Origin of the sequence: Denitromonas iodatirespirans (assembly GCF_018524365.1) — a bacterium.
Lineage (GTDB): Bacteria > Pseudomonadota > Gammaproteobacteria > Burkholderiales > Rhodocyclaceae > Nitrogeniibacter > Nitrogeniibacter iodatirespirans.
This window is the reverse complement of record NZ_JAEKFT010000009.1, coordinates 118,113-141,669: the sequence shown is the minus strand read 5'-3', so window position 1 is coordinate 141,669 and position 23,557 is coordinate 118,113. Positions and strand designations below refer to the sequence as shown.

The 23,557-nt window shown below is 65.2% G+C and carries 23 protein-coding genes; 10 read left to right on the top strand and 13 right to left on the bottom strand.

Annotated features, from left to right (window positions below; translation table 11 throughout):
- Window positions 1-15: 15 nt before the first annotated feature.
- Genes nqrE through I8J34_RS10280 form a run of 5 tightly spaced genes read right to left on the bottom strand, consistent with a single transcriptional unit; the run spans window position 16 to window position 4,641 of the window.
- Window positions 16-624, bottom strand: coding sequence for an NADH:ubiquinone reductase (Na(+)-transporting) subunit E (gene nqrE, locus I8J34_RS10300; RefSeq protein ID WP_214361314.1), 609 nt, complete (start codon window positions 622-624; stop codon window positions 16-18).
- A 1-nt stretch (window position 625) separates the two neighbouring features.
- On the bottom strand, window positions 626-1,294 hold the full coding sequence (locus I8J34_RS10295) for an NADH:ubiquinone reductase (Na(+)-transporting) subunit D (RefSeq protein ID WP_214361313.1): 669 nt from the start codon (window positions 1,292-1,294) through the stop codon (window positions 626-628).
- Between the two features lie 2 nt (window positions 1,295-1,296).
- Window positions 1,297-2,082, bottom strand: a complete 786-nt coding sequence (locus I8J34_RS10290; protein ID WP_214361312.1) for a Na(+)-translocating NADH-quinone reductase subunit C — start codon at window positions 2,080-2,082, stop codon at window positions 1,297-1,299.
- Complete coding sequence (locus I8J34_RS10285; protein ID WP_214361311.1) at window positions 2,075-3,286, bottom strand: NADH:ubiquinone reductase (Na(+)-transporting) subunit B; 1,212 nt, start codon at window positions 3,284-3,286, stop codon at window positions 2,075-2,077. The genes I8J34_RS10290 and I8J34_RS10285 overlap by 8 nt, the downstream gene beginning before the upstream one ends.
- Window positions 3,287-3,288: 2 nt before the next feature.
- Window positions 3,289-4,641, bottom strand: a complete 1,353-nt coding sequence (locus I8J34_RS10280) for a Na(+)-translocating NADH-quinone reductase subunit A (protein WP_214361310.1) — start codon at window positions 4,639-4,641, stop codon at window positions 3,289-3,291.
- A 638-nt stretch (window positions 4,642-5,279) separates the two neighbouring features.
- On the opposite strand from I8J34_RS10280, the gene I8J34_RS10275 reads away from it, so the two are divergent.
- The gene (locus tag I8J34_RS10275; protein ID WP_214361309.1) at window positions 5,280-5,579 is read left to right on the top strand and encodes a helix-turn-helix domain-containing protein; all 300 of its coding nucleotides are present in this window, start codon (window positions 5,280-5,282) and stop codon (window positions 5,577-5,579) included.
- Window positions 5,580-5,597: 18 nt separating this feature from the next.
- On the opposite strand, the gene I8J34_RS10270 is transcribed toward I8J34_RS10275, so the two are convergent.
- Complete coding sequence (locus tag I8J34_RS10270; protein ID WP_230411786.1) at window positions 5,598-6,437, bottom strand: radical SAM protein; 840 nt, start codon at window positions 6,435-6,437, stop codon at window positions 5,598-5,600.
- An 80-nt stretch (window positions 6,438-6,517) separates the two neighbouring features.
- Here I8J34_RS10270 and queD point away from each other — a divergent pair, with 80 nt between their 5' ends.
- Window positions 6,518-6,967: a 6-carboxytetrahydropterin synthase QueD gene (queD, locus tag I8J34_RS10265; RefSeq protein WP_214361307.1), complete on the top strand. Its 450-nt coding sequence runs from the start codon at window positions 6,518-6,520 to the stop codon at window positions 6,965-6,967.
- A 404-nt stretch (window positions 6,968-7,371) separates the two neighbouring features.
- Entirely contained in the window at window positions 7,372-10,692 is a 3,321-nt protein-coding gene (locus I8J34_RS10260) for a transglutaminase family protein (protein ID WP_214361306.1), read from the top strand.
- 154 nt (window positions 10,693-10,846) lie between these two features.
- On the opposite strand, the gene I8J34_RS10255 is transcribed toward I8J34_RS10260, so the two are convergent.
- A complete protein-coding gene (locus I8J34_RS10255) occupies window positions 10,847-12,853 on the bottom strand; it encodes a sigma-54-dependent Fis family transcriptional regulator (RefSeq protein ID WP_214361305.1) in 2,007 nt (668 codons plus the stop codon).
- 290 nt (window positions 12,854-13,143) lie between these two features.
- On the opposite strand from I8J34_RS10255, the gene pedF reads away from it, so the two are divergent.
- From pedF to I8J34_RS10235, 4 genes are read left to right on the top strand one after another with little or no spacing between them, the layout of a single operon-like run.
- Window positions 13,144-13,575, top strand: coding sequence for a cytochrome c-550 PedF (gene pedF / locus I8J34_RS10250; RefSeq protein ID WP_214361304.1), 432 nt, complete (start codon window positions 13,144-13,146; stop codon window positions 13,573-13,575).
- On the top strand, window positions 13,565-14,416 hold the full coding sequence (locus tag I8J34_RS10245; RefSeq protein ID WP_214361303.1) for a substrate-binding periplasmic protein: 852 nt from the start codon (window positions 13,565-13,567) through the stop codon (window positions 14,414-14,416). The genes pedF and I8J34_RS10245 overlap by 11 nt, the downstream gene beginning before the upstream one ends.
- A 49-nt stretch (window positions 14,417-14,465) precedes the next feature.
- Entirely contained in the window at window positions 14,466-15,416 is a 951-nt protein-coding gene (locus tag I8J34_RS10240; RefSeq protein ID WP_214361302.1) for a beta-propeller fold lactonase family protein, read from the top strand.
- On the top strand, window positions 15,413-15,946 hold the full coding sequence (locus I8J34_RS10235; RefSeq protein ID WP_214361301.1) for a cytochrome b: 534 nt from the start codon (window positions 15,413-15,415) through the stop codon (window positions 15,944-15,946). The genes I8J34_RS10240 and I8J34_RS10235 overlap by 4 nt, the downstream gene beginning before the upstream one ends.
- A 74-nt stretch (window positions 15,947-16,020) precedes the next feature.
- On the opposite strand, the gene I8J34_RS10230 is transcribed toward I8J34_RS10235, so the two are convergent.
- The 5 genes from I8J34_RS10230 to exaC form a co-directional block, all read right to left on the bottom strand.
- On the bottom strand, window positions 16,021-16,428 hold the full coding sequence (locus tag I8J34_RS10230) for a VOC family protein (protein ID WP_214361300.1): 408 nt from the start codon (window positions 16,426-16,428) through the stop codon (window positions 16,021-16,023).
- Between the two features lie 3 nt (window positions 16,429-16,431).
- A complete protein-coding gene (locus I8J34_RS10225; RefSeq protein ID WP_230411785.1) occupies window positions 16,432-17,037 on the bottom strand; it encodes a GNAT family N-acetyltransferase in 606 nt (201 codons plus the stop codon).
- Between the two features lie 169 nt (window positions 17,038-17,206).
- Window positions 17,207-17,527 carry a c-type cytochrome gene (locus I8J34_RS10220; RefSeq protein WP_214361299.1) on the bottom strand — a complete coding sequence of 107 codons (321 nt, stop codon included), beginning with the start codon at window positions 17,525-17,527 and terminating at the stop codon, window positions 17,207-17,209.
- A 24-nt stretch (window positions 17,528-17,551) separates the two neighbouring features.
- The gene (locus I8J34_RS10215; protein ID WP_214361298.1) at window positions 17,552-17,923 is read right to left on the bottom strand and encodes a DUF779 domain-containing protein; all 372 of its coding nucleotides are present in this window, start codon (window positions 17,921-17,923) and stop codon (window positions 17,552-17,554) included.
- 140 nt (window positions 17,924-18,063) lie between these two features.
- Complete coding sequence (exaC, locus tag I8J34_RS10210; protein ID WP_214361297.1) at window positions 18,064-19,584, bottom strand: acetaldehyde dehydrogenase ExaC; 1,521 nt, start codon at window positions 19,582-19,584, stop codon at window positions 18,064-18,066.
- A gap of 300 nt (window positions 19,585-19,884) precedes the next feature.
- Between exaC and I8J34_RS10205 the strand changes: the two genes are divergently transcribed.
- Entirely contained in the window at window positions 19,885-21,765 is a 1,881-nt protein-coding gene (locus I8J34_RS10205) for a sigma-54-dependent Fis family transcriptional regulator (protein ID WP_214361296.1), read from the top strand.
- Between the two features lie 7 nt (window positions 21,766-21,772).
- Here the strand turns inward: I8J34_RS10205 and I8J34_RS10200 are convergent, their stop codons facing one another.
- On the bottom strand, window positions 21,773-22,105 hold the full coding sequence (locus tag I8J34_RS10200) for a YnfA family protein (protein ID WP_214361295.1): 333 nt from the start codon (window positions 22,103-22,105) through the stop codon (window positions 21,773-21,775).
- Between the two features lie 191 nt (window positions 22,106-22,296).
- Between I8J34_RS10200 and I8J34_RS10195 the strand changes: the two genes are divergently transcribed.
- Both I8J34_RS10195 and I8J34_RS10190 read left to right on the top strand, forming a co-directional pair.
- Window positions 22,297-23,106, top strand: a complete 810-nt coding sequence (locus tag I8J34_RS10195) for a methyltransferase domain-containing protein (protein WP_214361294.1) — start codon at window positions 22,297-22,299, stop codon at window positions 23,104-23,106.
- A gap of 112 nt (window positions 23,107-23,218) precedes the next feature.
- Entirely contained in the window at window positions 23,219-23,542 is a 324-nt protein-coding gene (locus tag I8J34_RS10190; RefSeq protein WP_214361293.1) for a DUF190 domain-containing protein, read from the top strand.
- The last annotated feature ends 15 nt before the right edge of the window (window positions 23,543-23,557 follow it).

Sequence of the window (23,557 nt, the reverse complement as noted above, 5' to 3'; positions counted from 1 at the left end):
TGAGTCGTTCCGTCCTTACAGCTGAACACCGGAGAAGGACATGAAGCCAAGCGACATCAGCCCGATGGTGATGAAGGTGATGCCCAGGCCCTGCAGCCCTTCCGGGACATCGCTGTACTTGAGCTTTTCGCGGATGCCGGCCAGCAGCGCGATCGCCAGTGCCCAGGAGAAGCCGGAGCCGAGGCCGTAGACCACGCTCTCGGACATGTTGTAGTCGCGCTCGACCATGAACAACGTGCCGCCCAGAATGGCGCAGTTCACGGTGATCAGCGGCAGGAACACGCCCAGCGCGTTGTAGAGACTGGGCACGTATTTGTCGAGCAGCATCTCGAGGATCTGCACGATCGCCGCGATCACGCCGATGTAGGACAGCAGGCCGAGGTAAGACAGATCGACGTTGGGGAAGCCGGCCCATGACAGCGCACCTTCGCGCAACAACAAATTGAAGATCAGGTAGTTGGCGGGCACGGTGATCGTCTGCACCACGATCACGGCAATACCCAGGCCCACCGCCGTCTCGACCTTTTTCGAGATGGCGATGAAGGTGCACATCCCGAGGAAGAACGCCAACGCCATGTTCTCGATGAACACGGCCCGGACGAACAGGCTGATCAGATGCTCCATGTCAGTGAGCCTCCTGGTTGGCCACTTGCGGGGCAATCGTGAAGGTGGGCGCTTCGACCTGGCTCTTCTTCCAGGTCCGCAGCCCCCAGATGATCAGGCCGATCAGGAAGAAGGCCGACGGCGGCAGCAGCAGCAAGCCGTTGGGCACATACCAGCCGCCATCCTTGGCCAGCGACAGCACCTCGAAACCCATCAGCTTGCCGGCACCGAGCAGTTCGCGAATCACGCCCAGTACGATGAGCATCACGCTATAGCCCAGGCCGTTGCCGATACCGTCCATGAACGAGAGCATCGGCGGGTTCTGCATGGCGAAGGCTTCGGCCCGACCCATGACGATGCAGTTGGTGATGATCAGGCCGACGAACACCGACAGCTGCTTGGCCAGGCCGAAGGCATAGGCGCGGAGGATCTGGTCGACCACGATCACCAGCGAGGCGATGATCACCATCTGCACGATCATGCGGATCGAGCTGGGGATCTGCTTGCGGATCATCGAGATGAACAGGTTCGAGAACGCGGTGACCAGTGTCAGCGCGATCGACATCACCAGCGCCGTCTTGAGATTGGACGTGACCGCCAGCGCCGAACAGATGCCGAGAATCTGCAGCCCGATCGGGTTGTTGTTGAAAACCGGATTGAACAGTACTTCCTTGACGGTGGGTTGTGCCATGGTCAGACCCCCTGTGAACGCAGTTTTGCCAGATACGGGCCAAAGCCCTGCTCACCCAGCCAGAATTGCAGCAAGCGATCCACGCCGTTGCTGGTCAGCGTCGCCCCGGCGAGCGCATCGACCTGATGCACCGCCGACGCACTGGCCGGATCGACACCGCCCTTGACGATGTGGATCACCGGCTTGCCGGTATCGTCGAAGAGCTGCTTGCCCGGCCAGATGGCCTTCCACTTCGGATTGTCCACCTCGCCGCCGAGGCCCGGCGTTTCGGCATGTTGATAGAAGCCGAGACCGACCACGGTGTTCAAATCGGCCTTGACGGCGATGAAGCCGTGCAGCGTCGACCACAGCCCGTAGCCGCGGATCGGCAGGATCAGCGACTCGAGCTTGCCGTCCTGCTCCACCGTGTACACCGTGGTGTAGCGCTCACGCCGTTTGATCAGGGCGATATCCTCGCTGCCCGGCAGCGCTTCGGACAGCTTCGGGTCGCGCGCCGCCTTGAGCGGATCGAAGGTGGCAGGATCGAACTTGTCGACATACTCGCCCGTCTCCAGATCCACCACCTTGGCGGAGATCTTCTCACCGAACACGCGCTTGACGTCGCTGCCGCTCATGCCCTGCTCGCCGAGCCCGGCGATGGCCAGGATGCTGCGCTGCTTGTCGAGTTGACGGTTCTCGATCTGGATCGGCTTGAGCGACACCGCCGCGCCGGCCACGAAGATCGAGCTGACCAGACTGACCGCCAGCGCGACCATCAGCGTCCGGGAGGTCGTTTCCTTGTTAGACATTGCGCGCCAGCCTCCGCTTGATGTTTGCCTGCACCACGAAATGGTCGATCAGCGGTGCGCACAGGTTGCCGAACAAGATCGCCAGCATCATGCCTTCGGGGAAGGCCGGGTTGACCACGCGGATCATCACCGCCATGCCACCGATGATGGCGCCGAAAATCCACTTGCCGGTATTGGTCATCGACGCCGAAATCGGGTCGGTGGCCATGAACATCATGCCGAACGTAAATCCGCCCAGCACCAGATGCCAGTACCACGGCATGGCGAACATCGGGTTGGTGTCGGAGCCGATGGCGTTGAACAGCAGGCTGATGCCGATCATGCCCAGCATCACCCCGGCGACGATGCGCCAGGCGGCGATCTTCATGATCAGCAGCGCAATGCCGCCGATCAGGATGGCCAGCGTGCTGGTCTCGCCGATCGATCCTTGCATGAAGCCGAGGAAAGCATCGGTCCAGCTCAGCCCGGCCATGACGATCGCGTCCACGCCGCCGGCCGCGCCGTTGGCCAGTGCCGTGGCACTGGTGTAGCCGTCGACCGCGGTCCATACCGCATCGCCCGACATCTGCGCCGGATAGGCAAAGAACAGGAAGGCCCGTCCGGCCAGCGCCGGGTTCAGGAAGTTTTTGCCGGTACCGCCGAACACTTCCTTGCCGATCACCACGCCGAAGCTGATGCCCAGCGCCACCTGCCACAGCGGGATCGACGGCGGGAGCGTGAGCGCGAACAGCACGCCCGTGACGAAGAAGCCCTCGTTCACCTCATGCCGGCGCACCGCGGCAAACAACACCTCCCAGAACCCGCCGACCACGAAGGTCACGAAATAGATGGGCAGGAAATACGCGGCCCCGTGTACCAGGTTGTCCCACACGCTGCCCGGATCGAATCCCGCCAGCGACTGGATGAACCCGATCCGCCAGCCCTCCAGCGACGCCATCAGGTCGGCATTGGCCGCCAGCGCCGTATTGGCCTGGAAGCCCACGTTCCACATGCCGAAGAACATCGCCGGGAAGGTGCACAACCACACCGTGATCATGATCCGCTTCAGGTCGATGCCGTCACGCACATGGGCGTTCGACCGGGTCACGCTCCCGGGACGGTAGAAAAAGGTATCGACCGCCTCGAAAAGTGCATACCACTTCTCGTGCTTGCCGCCTTTGACAAAATGGTGCTCGATCGAATCGAGGTATTGACGCAGCCCCATGCTCAGCCTTCCTTCTCGATGCGGGCCAGGGTATCCCGCAGGATCGGACCGTATTCATATTTGCCGGCGCACACATAGGTGCACAGCGCCAGATCGTCTTCGTCCAGCTCGAGCGCACCGAGCTTCTGTGCCATTTCGGTATCGCCCACGACCAGATAGCGCAGCAGCTGGGTCGGGAGGATGTCCAGCGGCATCACCTCTTCGTAGTTGCCGATCGGCACCATGGCCCGCGGGCTGCCGTTGGTGGTGGTGGTCATGTCCAGACGCTTTTCGCCCAGCAGCTTGGAGATGAAGATATTCATCACCGAATGCTTGTTGACCCCAGCGCGCATGAAATGCATGAACTCGCGATCGTCGCCCTCCTTCAGGCAGGAGACCTGCTGGTGAAAGGGGCCCAGATAGGCCAACGCGTCGCGTGCGGTGCGCCCGCCGAAGACCGATCCGGAAATCACCCGGTTCTTGCCCCCTTTCAGCATCCCCTCCGTAAGCTCGGCGAGACTGGCGCCGACCCGGGTACGCAACAGGCGCGGCTGCTTGACCACCGGCCCGGCCAGCGACACCACCCGCTCGACATGGAGCTGCCCGGTGGTGAACAGCTTGCCGATGGCAATGACATCCTGCGCGCCGACATACCACACCGACCGCCGCTCGCTGACCGGCGTCAGAAAATGGATATGCGTGCCCGGCAGGCCTGCCGGATGCGGCCCGTCGAAATCGGCCCGCTTGATCTGCGACACGCCGTCCGGCAGCGCGATCTTGGCGCCGGAAGAGGCACACACCCAGACCGCACCCTCGGTCAGGTGCGACAGGACCGTCAGGCCATTCTGGAAATCGACCGGGTGCTGAGCCACCACCAGGGCCACGTCGGCAGCCAGCGGATTGGTGTCCATGGCGGTGACGAGGATGGCATCGGGCGTGTTGTCAGGATCGGGCACCTTGCTGAACGGACGTGTGCGCAAGGTCGTCCACAAACCCGACGCACAAAGCTGCGCCACGACTTGTTGACGGTCCAGACCGGCGAGTGCGGCCGCATCGTGTGCCCCGAAATCCACCGCCTCCTCGGCGTCATCGATCCGGATGACCGCCGACAGCAGCGCGCGACGCGCGCCACGGTGGATGGCAACGACTTCGCCGCCGGCGGGTGCGGTGAAACACACACCCGGCAACTTCTTGTGCTCGAACAACGCCTGACCGCGCTTGACGCGATCGCCCTCGGCAACGCGCATGGTCGGCTTGAGGTCGATGTAGTCCACACCGACGACCGCAACATGCTGAACTGGCACTGCCTCATGGATGCGCTGCTCAGGCACTCCGCTGATGGGTAGATCCAAGCCTTTCTGGAGCCTGAAATGCATGAAAACGTGACCTATCGATTGAGAGTGAGCAACAGGGCCACCGCCGTATCGACAAGATCACGGCGCCCCCCAGAGCAAAACGAGTCGATTTTACCGATTGAAGGGCCATGCATCCAACTTTATGGAAAATCGTTGCGCGAGCACCCAACCGACCAAGCACACTCTTCCCGGAACGTGCAAGCGCTCCCGTCAAGTGAAATCAACTTTCAACCAACGGAATACGCGCGCCGATCAGATGCCGACCCGGACGCCGTGCCCACGCCGGCAACCCATGTGTGATTTTTGATACACTCGGCGACCATCCGACGAACGGCTAAAAGCGGGGCTTTCGCAGCCTTTTCAGCCCCTCGGTTTGCACTGCCCCGGCTCGCTCGAAAAGCGCCAACGCCTGCAACGGCGCAGCTTGCGCCCGACCAGGGTAGCAATATGCTCGCCGGCATATCCAGGCACCAGTCCCGACCACCCTGATTAGATATTCAAAAGAACTAGCCAAAGATTGCGAAAAAATGCTTGTGTGGTTTCGATGGAGTTTTTTATACTCGCCACGTCGTATGACCAAAGTAGTACATCGAACTCTTTTCAGGAATTCCGGTCATACCCCGGTGAAATACGCAACATCGATATGCGAGGAACCCATCATGAAATCCAGTGACAAGATCGACGTCCGCGAAGTGCGGCGCAAACTCGGCCTCAATCAGTCCCAGTTCTGGTCGCGCATCGGCGTCACCCAGAGCGGCGGATCCCGTTATGAGAGCGGCCGCAACATCCCCCGCCCGGTGCAAGCCCTGCTGCGCCTGGTGCACATCGAACAGGTCGACATCGAGAAAGTGAAGCGTGACGACATGGAGATGGCCGAGTACCTGAAGAAGTCCAACCCCGAGTTGTACAAGACGCTCAAGAAAGAAGCCCGCGCTGCGCGCAAACCAAAGAAGGCCTGACCGGACCCGATCCGGCGCTCAGGGGCTGACGCGAACCGTCAGCCCTTTTTCTTTGATGCGCTCGGCAATCGTCATCAACACCGACTCCGGCAGCGCGGACACCCGCGGCGCTTCGGGCTGCATCGAGACCCGCGCCACGCCGTAGAGCAAGACCCCCTGCAAGGCATCGACACCTGCCGCCGCGATACAGTCCACATAGGCATCGATCGCCGCCGTATCCGGCGCCTCGCCATCCCAGGCGAACATGCAGGTCTGCACCCAGGTCGGACACAGCCCGGCACACAGCGCCAGCGCACGCGACACCGAGGCCGGATCGAGCTCCACACCGTTGATCCGGGCGATATCCTCGCGCCGCCCGCCGTCGACCTTGAACCACACCTCCCCGCCGCCGGCCGCCAGCCGCCGCAGGCCTTCCTGCACCGCCTCGCGCCGCACCAGGCTGCCATTGGTGATCAGGCGAACCGGCACCTTCGCCAGGCCGGCCGCATCACGAATCGCCAGCACATCCGCGACGATCTCGGCAAAGGCCTTGGCGCTGGTCGGCTCGCCATTGCCGGAAAAGGCGATGTCCTGAATGGTCCGCAAGCCCTCCGGCACATGCTGTTCCATGTAGTCGCCGCTGACCAGTGCGTCCAAAAACCCGGTCAGCTCCGAGCGCAGCAGCGCCCGGTCGATGTCGGGCGCCGCCCCACGCACGAGACCCGGCACCTGGCAATAGACACAATGCCAATTGCACGCATTGTTGGGATTGAGATTGATGCCGACCGACACCCCGCCTGCGCGACGCGACAGCACCGGATAGACGTAAGTCATACCTGCGAAATCCCGCCGGTGATCCGACACCTTCAGTTGCGTCATGCCTGCCATCCTCGCCTGCCAAAAAGCTCGTTGGGAAGCCCCAATGATATAGAATTCGGCCCCAGATCAAGGGGAAACCAATGCGCATCACCCGCCGACTGGAATTCGACGCAGGCCATCGGATTCCCGACCATGCCAGTCAGTGCAAACACCTGCACGGGCACCGCTACGTCATCGAGATCACCCTCACCGGCGACATCATCCGCGCCGACGGCAACCCGGCCAACGGCATGGTCATGGACTTCGGCGACATCAAGCGCATCGCCAAGGAACACTTGGTCGATCTGTGGGACCACGCCTTCCTCGCCTATCGTGGCGACACGCCGATCGTCGACTTCCTCGCCACCCTGCCCGGCCACAAGACCGTCCTGCTCGACGCCGTGCCGACCGCCGAAAACCTCGTCGTCATCGCCTTCCGCCTGCTCGACGCCCAGTATCGCGACACCTTCGGCAACCATCTGCGCCTGGAGCGGGTGCGCCTGTTCGAAACGCCCAACTGCTGGGCCGATGCAACCCGCGACATGATCTGAGCATCGCGCGCCATATCGGTGCGCACGGCCGCGCGGCATGCCTCGCGACGGTGAAAAATCCCGCGATCTGCACCGGTTTTCAAGCGTTTACAGCTGGCACGAAGTGTGCGAACAGCCCGCTGACAGCGTCTCTCCGGATATCCGATGCCGCAGCTCCACCGCGCCCCGCAGTCCAACGGCCAACGCACAAGCCCTGTCGCGAGCAGGTCGAATGCCGCGCGGGCCGGCCTCCCCGGCAGCGCGATCCTTGCTATGCTGACTCACAACCCGAGGCCGCCTCGCATCCATCAACCGATCCGCCCCGTCGGCGCGCGCCGGCATCGTACTGAGCAGCAGATAAAGCGATGGCCCCGCCACCTGCCATTGCGCCGAATTCCGACCCCACCGACTACAGGAGTCCAACCGTGTCGATCCACGTTGCCCTGAATCACGTCACCGAATACCACTACGATCGCCCGGTCAAGCTCGGCCCGCAGGTCATCCGGCTGCGCCCCTGCCCGCATTCGCGCACACCGATCCGCGCCTACAGCCTGAAAGTCACCCCCGACGACTACTTCCTCAACTGGCAGCAAGACCCGCAATCGAACTGGCTGGCGCGGCTGGTGTTTCCGAACCCGACCGAATCGCTGCGTATCGAGGTGGACGTGGTAGCCGAGATGTCGGTGATCAACCCCTTCGACTTCTTCCTCGAACCGCACGCCGAAGAGATCCCCTTCACCTACGAAGCCTGGCAGCGCCACGAGTTGGCGCCCTATCTGTATTGCCTGCCACTGACCGACGGCAGCGCGCCGCTGTTCGCCAAGTATCTCGACAGCGTGGATCGCACGCCGACACGCAGCGTGGATTTTCTGGTCGCCATCAACCAACGCGTGCAGCAGGACATCGCCTACACCATCCGTCTCGAACCGGGCGTCCAGACGCCCGAAGAGACGCTCGAAAAACGTCTCGGCTCCTGCCGCGACTCGGCCTGGTTGCTGGTCCAGTTGCTGCGCCATCTCGGGCTCGCGGCGCGCTTCGTCTCGGGTTACCTGATCCAGCTCACCCCCGACGTGAAAAGCCTCGACGGTCCGCAGGGCACCGAGGTCGATTTCACCGATCTGCATGCCTGGTGCGAGGTCTACCTGCCCGGCGCCGGCTGGATCGGCCTCGACCCGACCTCCGGCCTGTTCGCCGGCGAAGGTCACATTCCCCTGTCCTGCACCCCCGAGCCCGCCTCGGCGGCGCCGATCACCGGCGCGGTCGATGAGTGCGAGGTCGAGTTCGCGCACTCGATGGAGATCTCGCGCATTCACGAGGCGCCGCGCGTCACCAAACCGTACACCGAGGCCCAATGGTCGGCCATCGAAGCGCTCGGTCACCGCATCGACGAGGTGCTGGTGGCCGAGGACGTGCGCCTGACCATGGGCGGCGAGCCCACCTTCGTCTCCATCGATGACCCCGACGGCGCCGAGTGGAACACCGAAGCCCTCGGCCCGACCAAGCGCCTGCTGGCTGCCGACGTCTTCCATCGCCTGCGCGAAAAGTACGCGCCCAACGGCCTCACGCACTTCGGCCAGGGCAAGTGGTATCCCGGCGAACAGTTGCCGCGCTGGAGCCTGAACTGCTTCTGGCGCACCGACGGCGAGCCGATCTGGCACAACCCGGCGCTGATGGCCGACGAAAAGAAAAACGACGGCGTCAACGCCGACACCGCCGCCCGCTTCCTGCGCAAAGTGGCCGAGCATCTCGGGCTGGCAGCGCGCCATGTGTTCCCGGCCTTCGAAGATGTCTACTACTACCTGTGGCGCGAGCGCAAGCTGCCGGTCAACGTCGATCCTTTCGATTCGCGCCTCAAGGATCCGCTCGAGCGCGAGCGCCTGCGCCAGGTGTTCGACCGCGGTCTGGATGCCGCCATCGGCCATGTCCTGCCGGTAGCCAAAGATCCCGCCTCCGGTCGTTGGCGCAGCGGCGAATGGTTCTTGCGCAACGAGCGCTGCTACCTGATCCCCGGCGACTCACCGGTCGGCTATCGTCTGCCGATCGACTCCCAGCCCTGGGTCAAGGAGAGCGACTACCCGCACGTGCTGCCGCCCGACCCGATGCAGGCGCATGGCGCGCTGCCGCCACGCGTTCAGATCACTGAACAGTTGCGCGCCCGCCGGCAGGCCCACCTGGGCCTCACCGCCACACCGGTCGACATGGCCCATGCACCGACGCCGGGCGAATCGGCCGACTGGATCACCCGCCTGGCCATGTGCGCCGAGCCGCGCGACGGCCGCTTGTATGTCTTCATGCCGCCGACCGAAACGCTGGAGGACTATCTCGAACTCGTCGCTGCGGTCGAAGCCGCCGCCGAGTCCATGAACCAGCCGGTCATCCTCGAAGGCTACGAGCCGCCCAAGGACCCACGCATCACGGTGTTCCGCGTCACGCCCGACCCGGGCGTCATCGAGGTCAACATCCACCCGGCCGGCCGTTGGGACGAACTGGTCGAGCGCAGCACGCATCTGTACGAAGCGGCGCGCCTGAGCCGGCTGAGCACCGAGAAGTTCATGATCGACGGTCGCCACACCGGCACCGGCGGCGGCAACCACTTTGTGCTCGGCGGCGCCACGCCGGCCGACTCGCCCTTCCTGCGCCGGCCCGACCTGCTCGCCAGCCTGATCGCCTACTGGCACAACCACCCCAGCCTGTCCTACCTGTTCTCGGGTCTGTTCATCGGCCCCAGCAGCCAGGCGCCGCGGGTGGACGAGGCGCGCAACGACAGCCTCTACGAGCTCGAACTGGCCTTCCGGCAGATGCCCGACGCCAGCCGCGAATCCCTGCCTTGGCAAGTCGACCGGCTGCTGCGCAACTTGCTCATCGATGTCACCGGCAACACCCACCGCGCCGAGTTCTGCATCGACAAGCTCTACTCGCCCGACGGCGCCACCGGCCGCCTCGGCCTGCTCGAACTGCGCGCCTTCGAGATGCCGCCGCATGCGCAGATGAGCCTCGCCCAACAACTGCTGCTGCGCGCGCTGGTCGCCCGCTTCTGGCAAACGCCCTACCGCCCCGACCGCCTCGCCCGCTGGGGCACCGAGCTGCACGACCGCTTCATGCTGCCGCACTTCGTGGCGCAGGACTTCCACGACGTCATCGAAGAGACCCGCAACGCCGGCTTCCCGCTCGAGTTCGCCTGGTTCGCTCCGCACCTGGAATTCCGCTTCCCGCGTCATGGCGAATTCACCGTGCGCGGCATGACGGTCGAAGTGCGCCACGCCCTCGAACCCTGGCATGTGATGGGCGAAGAAGGCGCGGCCGGCGGCGCGGTGCGTTTCGTGGATTCCTCGGTCGAACGCCTGCAGATCAAGGTCACCGGCATGGCGCCGGACCGCTACCGGCTCACCTGCAATGGCGAGGCCGTGCCGCTGCAGAACACCGGCACGGTTGGCGAATACGTTGCCGGCATCCGCTATCGCGCCTGGCAACCGCCCTCCTGCCTGCACCCGCTGATCGGCGTGCATGCGCCGCTGGTGTTCGACCTGGTCGACACCTGGTCGCAACGCTCGCTGGGCGGCTGCCAGTACCATGTGGCCCACCCGGGCGGGCGCAGCTTCGAGACCTTCCCGGTCAATGCCTTCGAGGCCGAAAGCCGGCGGCTGGCGCGCTTCTTTGCCTTTGGCCACACCCCGGGCAAGATCGAGGCGCCGGCGGTGACCACCAATCCGGAGTTCCCCTTCACCCTCGATCTGCGGCGGCACTGACGCCGAGTGGCCTGCCCGGACCGCCTCGGCGGCCCGGGCACAAACAGAGGCTCGCCGGGCACCGGCCGGGGTCGAGCAGTTCAGGGGATCGATGCTTCGTGAGGCGCTATCGCGTCATGGGATGGTTTGTGCGTTCCGTCGTCTCGCCGGCCGATCACATCCGGCCCAACTTCCGGTACAAGGTGTTGCGGCTGATTCCCAGCCGGCGCGCGGCCGCCGAGACATTGCCGCCCTCTTCTTCCAGCACCTGGTCGATGGCCCGCCGTTCGATGGTTTCGAGCGACTCGGCGCCTTGCAGCGGCGCCACCTCGATCCGTCGCGCCCGTGGCTCGGCCTTGTCGAGCAGTTCGTCGCCATCGCTCTCCATGGCGAACAGCTCCTCGGGCAGATGCGACGAATCGATCACGGTTTCATCGTCGTCGAGCAGTGCCACGGCCACGCGCAGGGCGTTGTGCATCTGGCGGATATTGCCTGGCCAGCCGTAGCGTTCGAAGAACTCGAGCACCTTCTCCGAGACGGTGATGTCGCGCATGCCGTCGGTTTCGATGGTGATGATATTGGCGACGATGGCGCGGATGTCGTCGCGCTCGCGCAGTGACGGGAGCGTCACGGTGAGGCCGTTGACCCGGTAGTACAGATCCTGCCGGAAGGCGCCGGTCTTGACCGCATCGACCAGATTGCGGTGGGTGGCACACACCAGCGAGATATCCACCGGCACCGGTTTGGCACCGCCGAGCGGGATCACGACCCGGTCTTGAAGTACCCGTAGCAGGCGGGCCTGCAGGTTCAGCGGCATGTCGCCGATCTCGTCGAGAAACAGCGTGCCTCCGCAGGCTTGCTGGATCTTGCCGGTATAGCCCTCTTTGCGCGCACCGGTGAAGGCGCCGCCCAGATAGCCGAACAGCTCGGATTCGATCAGGTTCTCGGGAATCGCCGCGCAGTTGAGCGCCACGAAGGGCGCCGCCCGCCGCGGGCCGGCCTCGTGGAAGGCCTTGGCGAACATTTCCTTGCCCACCCCGGATTCCCCCAGGATCAGCAGCGGAATGTCCTTGCCGACCATCCGCGTGGCACGCCGGATGGCGGCGCCCATGCGGGCATCGCCGGTATCCAGGCAAGAAAAACCCACCCGCCCCTCCGTACACTCCGGCTTGCGCGGACGGGCCGGAGCGCTCACCGCGGGGCTCGGCGTGGCGACCGGACGCGGCGGCACCAGCACCGCCGGCAGGTTCATGCGTGCATACACCCGTTCGCCATGACGGCATGGCAGCGACGACAAGGCATGCGGATCGCGCACGCTACGATCGACGAACATGCCGAAGGGTTGGTCGAACAACATGCCGAAATCCACCTTGCCCAGCATGTTGCGGTTGAGTTGGAGCAGATCGAGCGCGCAACGATTGGCGCCGAGCAACTCGCCGCCTTGGTTGAAGGCCAGCATCCCCTCCTGCAAGGAGCCCACATATTCCATGCGCGGATGGAAGAACACCAGGAGTTCCCGACCGAACTCGGCCTCGAACAGGCGCTTTTCGAGCAGCTGGGCCGACATGCGTACCAGCCCGAGCGTGTGGCGCTCGTACGAGCGCGAATCGCCGGAAATGTCGAGCACGCCGAGCAACTGCCCCGCGGCATCGAAGATGGGCGACGCACTGCAGGTGAGAAAGGCGTTGCAGTCGAAGAAGTGTTCGGCGCCGACCACCTCCACGGGTTGCTGCTCGGCGATCGCGGTACCGATGGCATTGGTGCCGCGCTGCCCCTCGCCCCACTGCGCCCCGGCCTTGAGCGCCACCTTGTCGGCCCGATTCACGAAATCGGGGTCGCCCAGCCCTTCGAGCACCAGGCCGTTGCTGTCCGAGAGGATCACCACACTGCCGGTCGAACGGATCTGCTCATACAGGTGGCTGAGCACGCCGCGCGCATGCGACAGCAGGAAGGCATTACGGTCGCGGATTTCGCGCAACTGGGTCTCGGACACCGGGCCGATGTCTTTGGCCGACGGCACATGGGCGTCCAGGCCGATCTGCACGCAGCGCGACCAGGACTTGACCACGGGGCCGACCACGGGCACGAGCGTATCGGCCGGCGTGCCCTCTTCGAAGAACGCCGTTCGCGCATCTCGGACCCGAAGATCCCGTCCCTCCACCGAGAACAGTGGATTCTCCATATCTCCTCCTCCGTACAGCCGTTTCTTATTTTTTTTCTGATAGTTATGGGGGCCTGTTCATCAACGTAACACTTGCTCCAAGGTGGAGCAAGCGGGACAGGTCCCGGTGATTCGTCATCACGCAACTACTATGCCAGCCGATACTTACGAAGGCCTGACCCCCGGTGCGGACCGGCGCTGTGGCATGAGACTTGACCAACCCGAACAACTGGCACAGCCTTTGCGGGGGAAGGGCACAGCGCTGCCACCACGCAGCAGATTGCACTCAACCCACGCAAGAGGACTCAGCCATGACTCACTTCCCCTCTCTCCGCCCGCTTCGTCACGCAGCGGCGATTCTCGCCCTGGGCCTGTCGAGCCAAGTATTTGCCCATGGCGACGTCACCCCCCAGGCCGTCGACACCTCGACGCTCAAGCAGATCGGCACCGAGTGGCTCGCCGAGAACCCCTACCGCGGCGACAAGGAAGCCATCCGCATCGGCGACTCCGCCTACAACCAGAACTGTGCCCGCTGCCACGGGCTGGGCGGCATTTCCGGCGGTATCGCACCCGACCTGCGCATGCTGCCCGAAGGCGCCGAGGGCGACGAGATCTTCATGCAGCGCATCCGCAACGGCGCCACCCGCAATGGCAAGGTTTACATGCCTCCGTTCGAAGGTATTCTTCAACAGGAGGCCATGTGGTCGATCCGCGCCTGGTTGGAGACTGTCCATGAAGAATGATCCTTTCCGCCTGTTCCGCCACGGTCTGGCCGTGGCCGCCTGCCTGGTTGCCGGCGTGAGCTACGCGGCAGCGGCCGACGCGCTCGAAGTCCAGCAGCCCGGTCGCCTGCGTATCGCCGTGTATGCCGATTTCCCGCCTTATTCCCACAAGGGGAAAGGGGTAGACATCGCCATCGGCCGAGAGTTGGCCAACCGCCTCGGGCTGGCGGCCGATGTCGTCGAAGTGGCCGCCGACGAGGACATGAACGACGATCTGCGCAACATGGTGTGGAAGGGGCACTACCTGGGCACCCGGCCAGGTGACGTGATGCTCCATGTGCCGGTCGACCAGTATCTGGCCGAAAAGAACGACAAGGTCCGCATCTTCGCCCCCTATCATCTCGAATCGCTCGCCGTGGCGCGCGATCCGGCCCGCGTCCCGCCGGTCAAGGGCTCGGCGGCCACGGCCCTGGAAGTGTTCACCCGCGAGAAGATCGGCGTCGAAACCGCCAGCCTGGCCGACGACTTCCTGCTCAGCGTGCTCAATGGCAGGCTGCGTGACAACGTGGTGCACTTCAAGACGGTGGCCGACGCGGTCGCTGCGCTCAAGGCGGGCACCATCGCCGCCGTGATGGCGTCGCGTGCCGAGGTCGAAGGCGCACTGGGCGCGCCTGGCAAGATCGACGTCAGTACCGTCGCCATGCCTGAGCTGCGCATCAAGGGCTGGGCACTGGGTATGGCCGTCAAGGCCGACAACACCCAGCTGGCCGACGCGCTGTCCAAGGCGATGGTCGACATCCAGCGCGACGGTACGCTCGGCCGCATCTTCCGCGAGCACGGCGTCACGCATCAAACCCCTTGAACCCCCTGAAACAACGATCGATGGACTCACCGTCGACGAGGAGACATCCATGAGAACACCCATGCTGCGAACCAGCCTGACCGTGATGCTGAGCGCCTTGAGCAGCCTGGCACTGGCCGCGCCGTTTGCCTATGTACCGAATGAAAAGTCTGGCACCGTCAGCGTCATCGACACCGCCAACGACACCGTCACCCGCACGCTGACCGTCAGCGAGCGCCCACGCGGCATCGCCATCGCGCCCGATGGCAGCCGCCTGTACCTCACCAATTCACCGACCGAAGCGCTGATCGTCGTCGATCTGGCCTCCGGCAAACCGGTCGATAGCTGGAAGCTGGGCGACTCGCCCGAGGGGCTGTACATCTCGCGCGACGGCAAGCTGCTCGCCGCGGCGGTCGAAGAGGACAACAGCGTGGCCCTGCTCGAAGCGGCCACCGGCAAGACGCTGGCGCACATCAAGGTCGAGGGCGAAAACCCCGAGCACGCGGTATTCAGCCCCGACGGCAAGTGGCTCTACGCCAGCGCCGAAGACGCCGAACAGGTCGACGTGATCGACGTCGCCGCCATGAAGCAAGTGGGCCACATCCCGGTCGCCAAACGGCCCCGCGGCATCGGCTTCACGCCCGACGGCAGCCGTGCCTATGTCGCCTGCGAGCTGGCCGACACGGTGTTCGCCATCGATGTGGCCTCGCACAGCGTGATCGCCAAGATCCCCGCCGGCAAGTTCTCCAACGGCATCACCGTCAGCCCCGACGGCAAGCGGGTTTACGTCTCCAACGGCAAAGACGCCACGGTGATGGCCATCGACACCGCCAGCAACACCGTGGTGGGCACCGTACCGGTCGGCAAGCGCCCGTGGAACATGGCGATCACCCCCGACGGCGCCAAGCTCTACGTGGCCAACGGGCGCTCCGACAGCGTCACCGTGATCGACACCGCCAGCCTCAAGGCGATCAAGGACATCCCGGTCGGCAGCTTCCCCTGGGGTGTGGTGATTCAATGAGCACGCGCTATGGGCGTGTCGCCATGGGCCTGCACTGGCTCATGGCGGTGCTCGTGATCGGCATGATCGGCTGGGGGATGTGGATGGCCGATCTGCCCAAGGGGCCGGAGCGCGGCTGGGCCTTCGGCATCCACAAGTCCTTCGGCCTGCTCGCCCTGCTGCTGATCGCCGTCCGGCTGGGCTGGCGCATCGGCCACCGCCCGCCGCCCAATCCCGCACTCACCGGGCTCGAAACCCGGCTGGCCAATGCCACGCATCATCTGCTGTATACGCTGCTGGTGCTGGTCCCGGCGATGGGGCTGACCTCGGTGAACTTCACCAAGTATCCGCTCAAGTTCTTCGGTATTCCCCTGCCCAAGCCGGGCTGGCCGGACGAGACGCTCAACGCGCTGTTCAGCAGCACCCACAAGGTGCTGGCGTGGACGCTGGCGGCCTTGATCGTGCTCCATGTCGCGGCAGCGATCCGCCATGCACTGCGACGCGACGGCACACTCCAGCGCATGCTTCCGGCTCGACGCGGCGCGGAGTAGTTCTGTCCAAAGATGCAACACCTGCTCCAATGTGGAGCAGGTGTTACATATGACACATCACCTGCCGGCCGGCATCAATCGTCACGCGGCCCGATCCAGGCGAACGGATTGTGGGCCAGCTCCCACAGATAGCCGTCCAGGTCCTTGAAATAGCCGCTGTAACCGCCCCAGAAGACCTTCTGCGGCGTCTTGACCAGCGTGGCGCCGGCCGCCAGCGCCTGCGCCATGACCTGATCCACCTCCGCTTCCGAGGCCAGATTGTGGGCCAGTGCGAAACCGGGAAAGCCGCCACCCTCGGCACTGACCTGGGCATCCTCGGCCAGCGCCTCGCGCCCGTAGAGCCCGAGCCAGGTGCCATTGAGGGTGAAGAACGCCACCGTCGGCGGCGACTCCATGCGCGGAAAACCGAGGCTTTCGTAGAAATGGATGGCGGCGGGCAGATCGCGCACCCCCAGGGTGATCATGCTGATGCGAGGTTTCATGCGTCATGCGCTCCTTGTCGAAAATTCATCCATCTGCTGTCGCTCGCGCCACACCTGCGCCGACAGGTGGTACCAGCAATGCGCTCTGAGCGGGCTGCCGACAGGCACCGACGGGTGCATGAACTGCCCCGCCTGGCGCATGCCGAGGCGTTTCATCAAGGCCCGGGAACGGGCATTGCCGAGGGCCGTGAATGACACGATCTCGGCCAGCGCCAACCGGCCGAAGCCAACCGCCAGCACGCCCTCCGCCGCCTCGCCCGCGTAGCCCTGCCCCCAGTGCGGCAGGGCCAGCCGCCAGCCGATCTCGACACAGGGCGAGAACGGCAAGATCACCATCGGCACATGCAGGCCGACAAAACCGATGAACGCGCCGCTGGCCTTCAGTTCGACCGCCCAGAAGCCCCAGCCACGCTCTGCAATGAGCGATTCGCAACGCTCGGCCAGCGCGTCGCTGCCGGCACGCGACAGCGGCGACGGAAAATGCGCCATCACTTCCGGGTCGGCGTTGAGCGCCGCAAACGGCGCCCGATCGGATTCCTGCCACTGACGCAAGCGCAAACGGGGCGTTTCGAACTCGATGATTTCCCGCGGTGCCGGCATCCCGTGCATCGTCTCTCCCGAACCGTCTTGTCGTCCCGACCGATGTCTACAGCATACGAAGCCCCTCGGAGCACGTCCACATCAGATGGCCGCGCAACGCAAAACGGGCCGGTCTGCCGGGCTGATGCGCATCAGCCCGGCAGACCGGCCCGTCAAGGGTCCGGCAAACGGCGTCGGCTTACTTCTCGGCGCCGGCCAGGATCCAGTCGATCGCAGCCTTCAGGTTCTCGTCGCTGATCTTGGCCTCGTCGTTCGGCGTCATGGGAATCTGCCCCCACACACCGGCGCCGCCTTCGCGGACCTTGGCAAACAGCTTGGCGGGCGCGTCAGCCTGGCCGGCGTACTTGGCGGCGATTTCGCGATAGGCCGGGCCGACCATCTTCTTTTCGAGCGCATGGCAGCTGACACAGCGCGCTTTCTTGACGATGTCGTAGGAGGCCGACGCGGGCAGCGAAACCCCGAGGGCCAATGCAGCAACGATGAGCATGTGGGTGCGCATGAAACAATCCTTTCGATGATTGGGTCAGACCAGGCCGGCGGCTTCGAGCTCGGCCCACTCCGAATCGGTAAATAGACGGGATCGGGTGTGAAACGAGACGCCTTCGGGCCCTTCGAGCGAGAAGGTGCCGCCGCCACGCGCGTCGATCACGTCGATGATCAGTTGGGTGTGTTTCCAGTACTCGTATTGCGAGCGGCTGATGTAGAACGGGCAACCGCCGATCTCGCCGAGTTTCACGTCGGCATCGACGGTGAGCTCGCCCTTCAGGTAGCAGTTGGCAGCGCTGCCGTCGCAGCAACCGCCCGACTGGTGAAATATCAGGTCGGGCCCGTGCTTGGCCTTGAGCCGTTCGATCAGGGCCAGTGCGGCGTCGGTGGCAATCACTCGGTCGATCATGAAACGCTCCTTGGACAATCTGCCGGTCAAGAAAAACGGGGCGGCCTAAGCCGCCCCGAAAGACTCCTGACTGCGAGGAGGGAGAACACGGTGTGCGACCAGACCCGGGGCATCCGCGTCTGGCCGCCTGCGGCTCGCGCTTAGAAGAAGCCCAGCTTCTCTTCAGCGTAGCTGACCAGCAGGTTTTTGGTCTGCTGATAGTGGTCGAGCATCACCTTGTGCGTCTCGCGGCCGATGCCGGACTCCTTATAGCCGCCGAAGGCCGCGTGGGCCGGATAGGCGTGATAGCAGTTGGTCCACACCCGGCCGGCCTGGATGGCGCGGCCCATGCGGTAGGCGACGTTGCCGTTGCGGCTCCACACACCGGCGCCCAGGCCATACAGGGTGTCGTTGGCGATCGCCAGCGCTTCGGCCTCGTCCTTGAAGGTAGTCACGGCCAGCACCGGGCCGAAGATCTCTTCCTGGAAGATGCGCATCTTGTTGTGGCCCTTGAACAGCGTCGGCTGGACGTAGTAGCCCTCGGCCAGTTCGCCGCCCAGCTGGGCGGTGCTGCCACCGCACAGCACGGTAGCGCCTTCCTGACGACCCAGATCCAGGTAGGAGCTGATCTTGGTCATCTGCTCACGCGAGGCCTGAGCACCCATCATGGTTTCGGTGTCGAGCGGGTTGCCTTGCTTGATGGCCTTCACACGAGCCAGGGCGCGGTCCATGAATTCGTCGTAGATCGACTCCTGGATCAGCGCGCGGCTCGGGCAGGTGCACACTTCGCCCTGGTTGAAGGCGAACAGCACCAGACCTTCGATGGCCTTGTCGAGGAAGCCGTCGTCCTTCGCCATCACATCCTCGAAGAAGATGTTGGGCGACTTGCCGCCGAGTTCCAGCGTGGCCGGGATCAGGTTGTTGGCAGCGGCCTGGGCGATCACGCGGCCGGTCGAGGTCGAGCCGGTGAAGGCGATCTTGGCGATGCGCTTGCTGGTGGCCAGCGGCATGCCGGCTTCGCGGCCAAAGCCGTTGACGATGTTGAGCACGCCCGGGGGCAGCAGGTCGGCGATCAGCTCGACCAGCAGCAGGATCGACACCGGCGTCGATTCGGCCGGCTTGAGCACCACGCAGTTGCCGGCGCCCAGGGCGGGAGCCAGTTTCCAGGCGGCCATCAGGATCGGGAAGTTCCACGGGATGATCTGGCCGACGACGCCCAGCGGCTCGTGGATGTGATAGGCCATGGTGTTTTCGTCGATTTCCGAGATGCCGCCTTCCTGCGAGCGCAGGCAACCGGCAAAGTAACGGAAATGATCGATCGCCAGCGGGATGTCGGCGTTGAGCGTCTCGCGGATCGGCTTGCCGTTATCGACGGTCTCGGCATAGGCGAGCAGTTCGAGGTTGGCTTCGAGGCGGTCGGCGATCTTCAGCAGCACGTTGGAGCGGGTGGTGGCATCGGCCTTGCCCCACTTGGGGAATGCGGCATGGGCAGCGTCGAGCGCCAGCTCGATGTCCTCGGCGGTCGAGCGGGCGACCTGCGTATAAGGCTTGCCGGAGATCGGCGTCACCACATCGAAGTACTGACCCTTGACCGGAGCGACCCACTTGCCTCCGATGAAGTTGTCGTAACGGGTTTTGTACTGGACTTTGGCGCCAGACTGGCCAGGCATCGCGTAGATCATGGTGTCTCCAGTTATCTGAGATGTATGGGTGCGGACACAGGTCCGTCGCAGAACACCGACGCAGGGGGCGTGCCAGTTCACCTTGGCCGGCCCGTCATCGCCGAAAACCCGCTCTGGGCAAGGCATTGGCGGCACACTGCCTGCGCTGCGCCCCATGCGCCCGATCTGTCCCACACCGCCAGGCTGCTTCGAAAGAGCACACCTGCTCCATGATGCAACGCTTGCGAGCAGGCCGGCCGGCCCGAAACGGCCAGTTCACGGGCACCGACAGGCGGCACGAATCCTGCTGACATCCTTCCCATGTCTACCCGAAAGCCCTCCGAGCCGAACGCGCCGCTGATCCACGCTTCGTGGCAACGCTCGTCGGACTATGGCCTCAGTCCCGAGCACGCGCTGCATCTGGACATCGCCAGCCGTTCACAACTGAGCGAACGGCTCGAGGCCAATGCACGCCTGATGAGTTTCGCCCAGCCGGTCATGGAGCACCTGCACTGCCAGCTCGCCCGTTCGTCGTCCATGGTGCTGCTGGCCGATCGCGACGGTCTGGTGCTGCGCACTGTCGGCGACGGCGATTTTGTCGACCGCGCCCAGCGTGTCGCCCTCGCCCCCGGCGCCCATTGGCGCGAAGCGGTCATGGGCACCAATGCCATCGGCACCGCAGCCCATGAAGAGCGCACCGTGGCGGTCTATGGCGACCAGCATTTCCTGGCGCGCAACCGCTTTCTGACCTGTATTGCCACGCCCATACACACCCCCACCGGGGGCATGCTCGGCATTCTCGACCTGTCCAGCGACGCGCGCGTCACCCTGCCCCATGCCCAGGCACTGCTCACCAGCACCGCCGAGATGATCGAGCACCGGTTGATCGAATCGCTCGACACAGGCCGGGTACTGGTGCGCTTCAGCCCGCATGCCGAAATGCTCGGCACGCCCATTGAAGGCATCGCCGTCTTCGACGACACCGGCCACATGATCGGCTGCAACCGGCGCGCGCGGGCCATCTTGGGTGTCGGCGGCAGCGACCCCCTGCCACATTTCGACGCCTGCTTCCAGCACGACTGGCAGCGTCTGCCCGTCCTGGTCGAGGCCAGCACCATCGCCCCGGTGCACTTGCGGACCTCCCCGCCGCCGGGGCTGTCCGCCCGCCTGCAATGGTGTACCCCACCCAAGCCGATACCGCGCCAGCCGCCCGCCCCACCCCCGGCACCGGCCAAGACGCCCCTCAAGGGCGGCTTCGACCTGCTCGACCATGGCGACCCGCGCATGCAACTGGCCATCCGGCGCGCCCGGCGCGTGGCCGGGCACGACATTCCGCTGCTCATCCAGGGCGAAACCGGTTCGGGCAAAGAGCTCTTCGCCCGCGCCTTCCATGTCGAAGGGCCCCGCAGCCACGCGCCCTTCGTGGCGGTCAACTGCGCGGCCATTCCGGCCACGCTGATCGAATCCGAACTGTTCGGCTACGCCCCGGGCGCCTTCACCGGCGCCAAGGCCAAAGGCGCCCCCGGCCGCCTGCAGGACGCCGACGGCGGCACGTTGTTTCTCGACGAGATCGGCGACATGCCGCTGCCCCTACAGGCGGTACTGCTGCGCGTGCTCGAAACCCGCTGCGTCACCCCGCTCGGCAGCAGCAACGAAATCCCCATCGACATCGCCCTGGTGTGCGCCAGCCACCGGCCGCTGCACACCCTGGTGAGCGACGGCCGCTTCCGCGCCGACCTGCTCTTCCGCCTCAACGGCCTGTCCGTCACCCTGCCCGCCTTGCGCGAGCGCACCGACTTCGACCGCTTTCTCGACTGCCTGCTCGCCGAAGCCGCCGACGGCCGCCCCGTCCGCCTCTCCGAGGCCGTCCGCAGCCAGCTGCGCGCCTATCCCTGGCCGGGCAACGTGCGCCAGCTCAAGAACGCACTGCGGGTCATGGTGGCCTTGCTCGACGACACCGACACCGTCATCGAACCGGCCCATCTGCCCGAAGACCTCGTCACCGCCATGGCCGACACACCTCCCGTGGTCGCAGCCTCGGAGGATCTGCGCAGCTGCGAGCAGCGCCTCGTGCGCGCCTGTCTGCAGCGCCACGGCGGCAATGTCTCGGCCGCCGCGCGCGAGCTGGGCATCACGCGCACGACGCTGTACCGCAAGCTGCGCCAGGACGAAGCCACGCCGGGCGGCAACGCCAACGCCTGAGCCGGACTCACTTCGCTACCGGCTGCAAGGCGATCACCGCCATGCCGACGAGCACGATCGCTGCGCCCGCCACATCCCAACGCGTCAGCGGCACGCCATCGACGAAGCGCAGCCACAGCAGCGCCATGGCGACATACACGCCGCCGTAGGCCGCGTAGGTTCGGCCGGCGGCCATCGGATGCAGCGTCAGCAACCAGGCGAACACCGCCAGCGACACGGCCGCCGGCAGCAGCAACCACAGGCTCCCGCTCTGCCGGATCACCAGCCACGGCAAGTAACAGCCGACGATTTCGGCCAGGGCGGTGAGGGCAAACAAAGCAGCGATGCGTAGCAGATCCATGGTGACAGCTCCGTCGTTCGGGCAGCGCCCGATTGTGACACCGGAGCGCGCCGACGGGCCGTCGGGCGGCGCCCCGAAACTTTTGCGGCGGCGCCCGGCTCACACATAACACCCGACCCGCCGCGGCATGCCTCGGCCGCTGACCGCCGACGCGTCAGGCATGACATCGGACGACACGGAGGCGCCCCACGATGACCGAATCCATCCATCAAACACAGATTGCAGCCGCGACCGCCTACGAAGCGCTGCATGTCCCCGCCCTGTTCAAGCAATGGGCGCAGCCGGTGCTCGACGCGGTCGGGCTGGCCCCTGGCGATCGCCTGCTGGACGTGGCCTGCGGCACCGGCGTGCTGGCGCGCGAAGCGGCCGCGCGGCTGGGCGCCGACGGGCAGGTGACCGGCCTGGATCCCGATCCGGGCATGCTGGCGGTGGCTCAGGAACTGGCGCCCGGCGTCGTGTGGCAAGACGGCAACGCCGAGTCGCTCCCCTTTGGCGACCACAGCTTCGACGCCGTCGTCAGCCAGTTCGGGCTGATGTTCTTTGTCGATCGGCTCCGCGCCCTGGGTGAAATGCGACGTGTTTTGCGGCCCGGCGGGCGGCTGGCGATTGCCGTCTGGGATTCCCTCGCCAATGCCGAGGCCTACCCCATCGAGGTGGCGCTGCTCGAGCGCATCGCCGGCGAACCCGCAGCAAACGCCTTGCGGGCGCCGTTCGTGCTGGGCGACAGGCAGGCACTGGCGAGCTTGGTCGAAGGCGCAGGCTTCGCTTCGGTTGCGGTTGACACCCAGGTGGGCAAGGCGCGTTTCCCCAGTCTTCGCCACATGGTCGAAGCGGATCTGCGGGGCTGGCTGCCGGTGATGGGGGTCACGCTGGACGAGGCGCTCATCCAACAGATCCTCGAAGAGGCCGAGCACGCCCTCCAGGCCTATGTCACGGCGGACGGGCAAGCGGTTTTCGACGCGCCGGCGCATATCGTCACCGCCGTCAGGCCCGCCGCCTGACGGCGGACCCGCCCGGCCGCAACCGCAGCCCCCGGCGGCCACTTCTCTGCCATCATCGTCCCACGGCGCCTCGCACACGAGGCGCACTCGGGCATCCATGAGGAGAGGACCGATGAAGGGCTACCAGATCATTTTTTTCACCCAGCAGGACAAGCGCCATCACCACAAGCCGATGGCCGAATGGCTGATGCTGACCGCGCGAGACATGGGCCTGCGCGGCGCCACCATCCTGGCGGGCAGCGAGGGCTTCGGCCAGCATCGCCGCATCCATTCGGCGCACTTTTTCGAACTGGCCGATCAGCCGCAGGAAGTCGTCATGACGGCGACGGCGGAAGAATGGGAACGGCTCGCCGCCCACCTCACGGCCGAGGGCGTGCGCCTGCCCTATGTGAAGTGCGAGATCGAGTTCGGCATCCTCGGCGAACCCGAGCAGTAAGCGCACCGTGGCCGG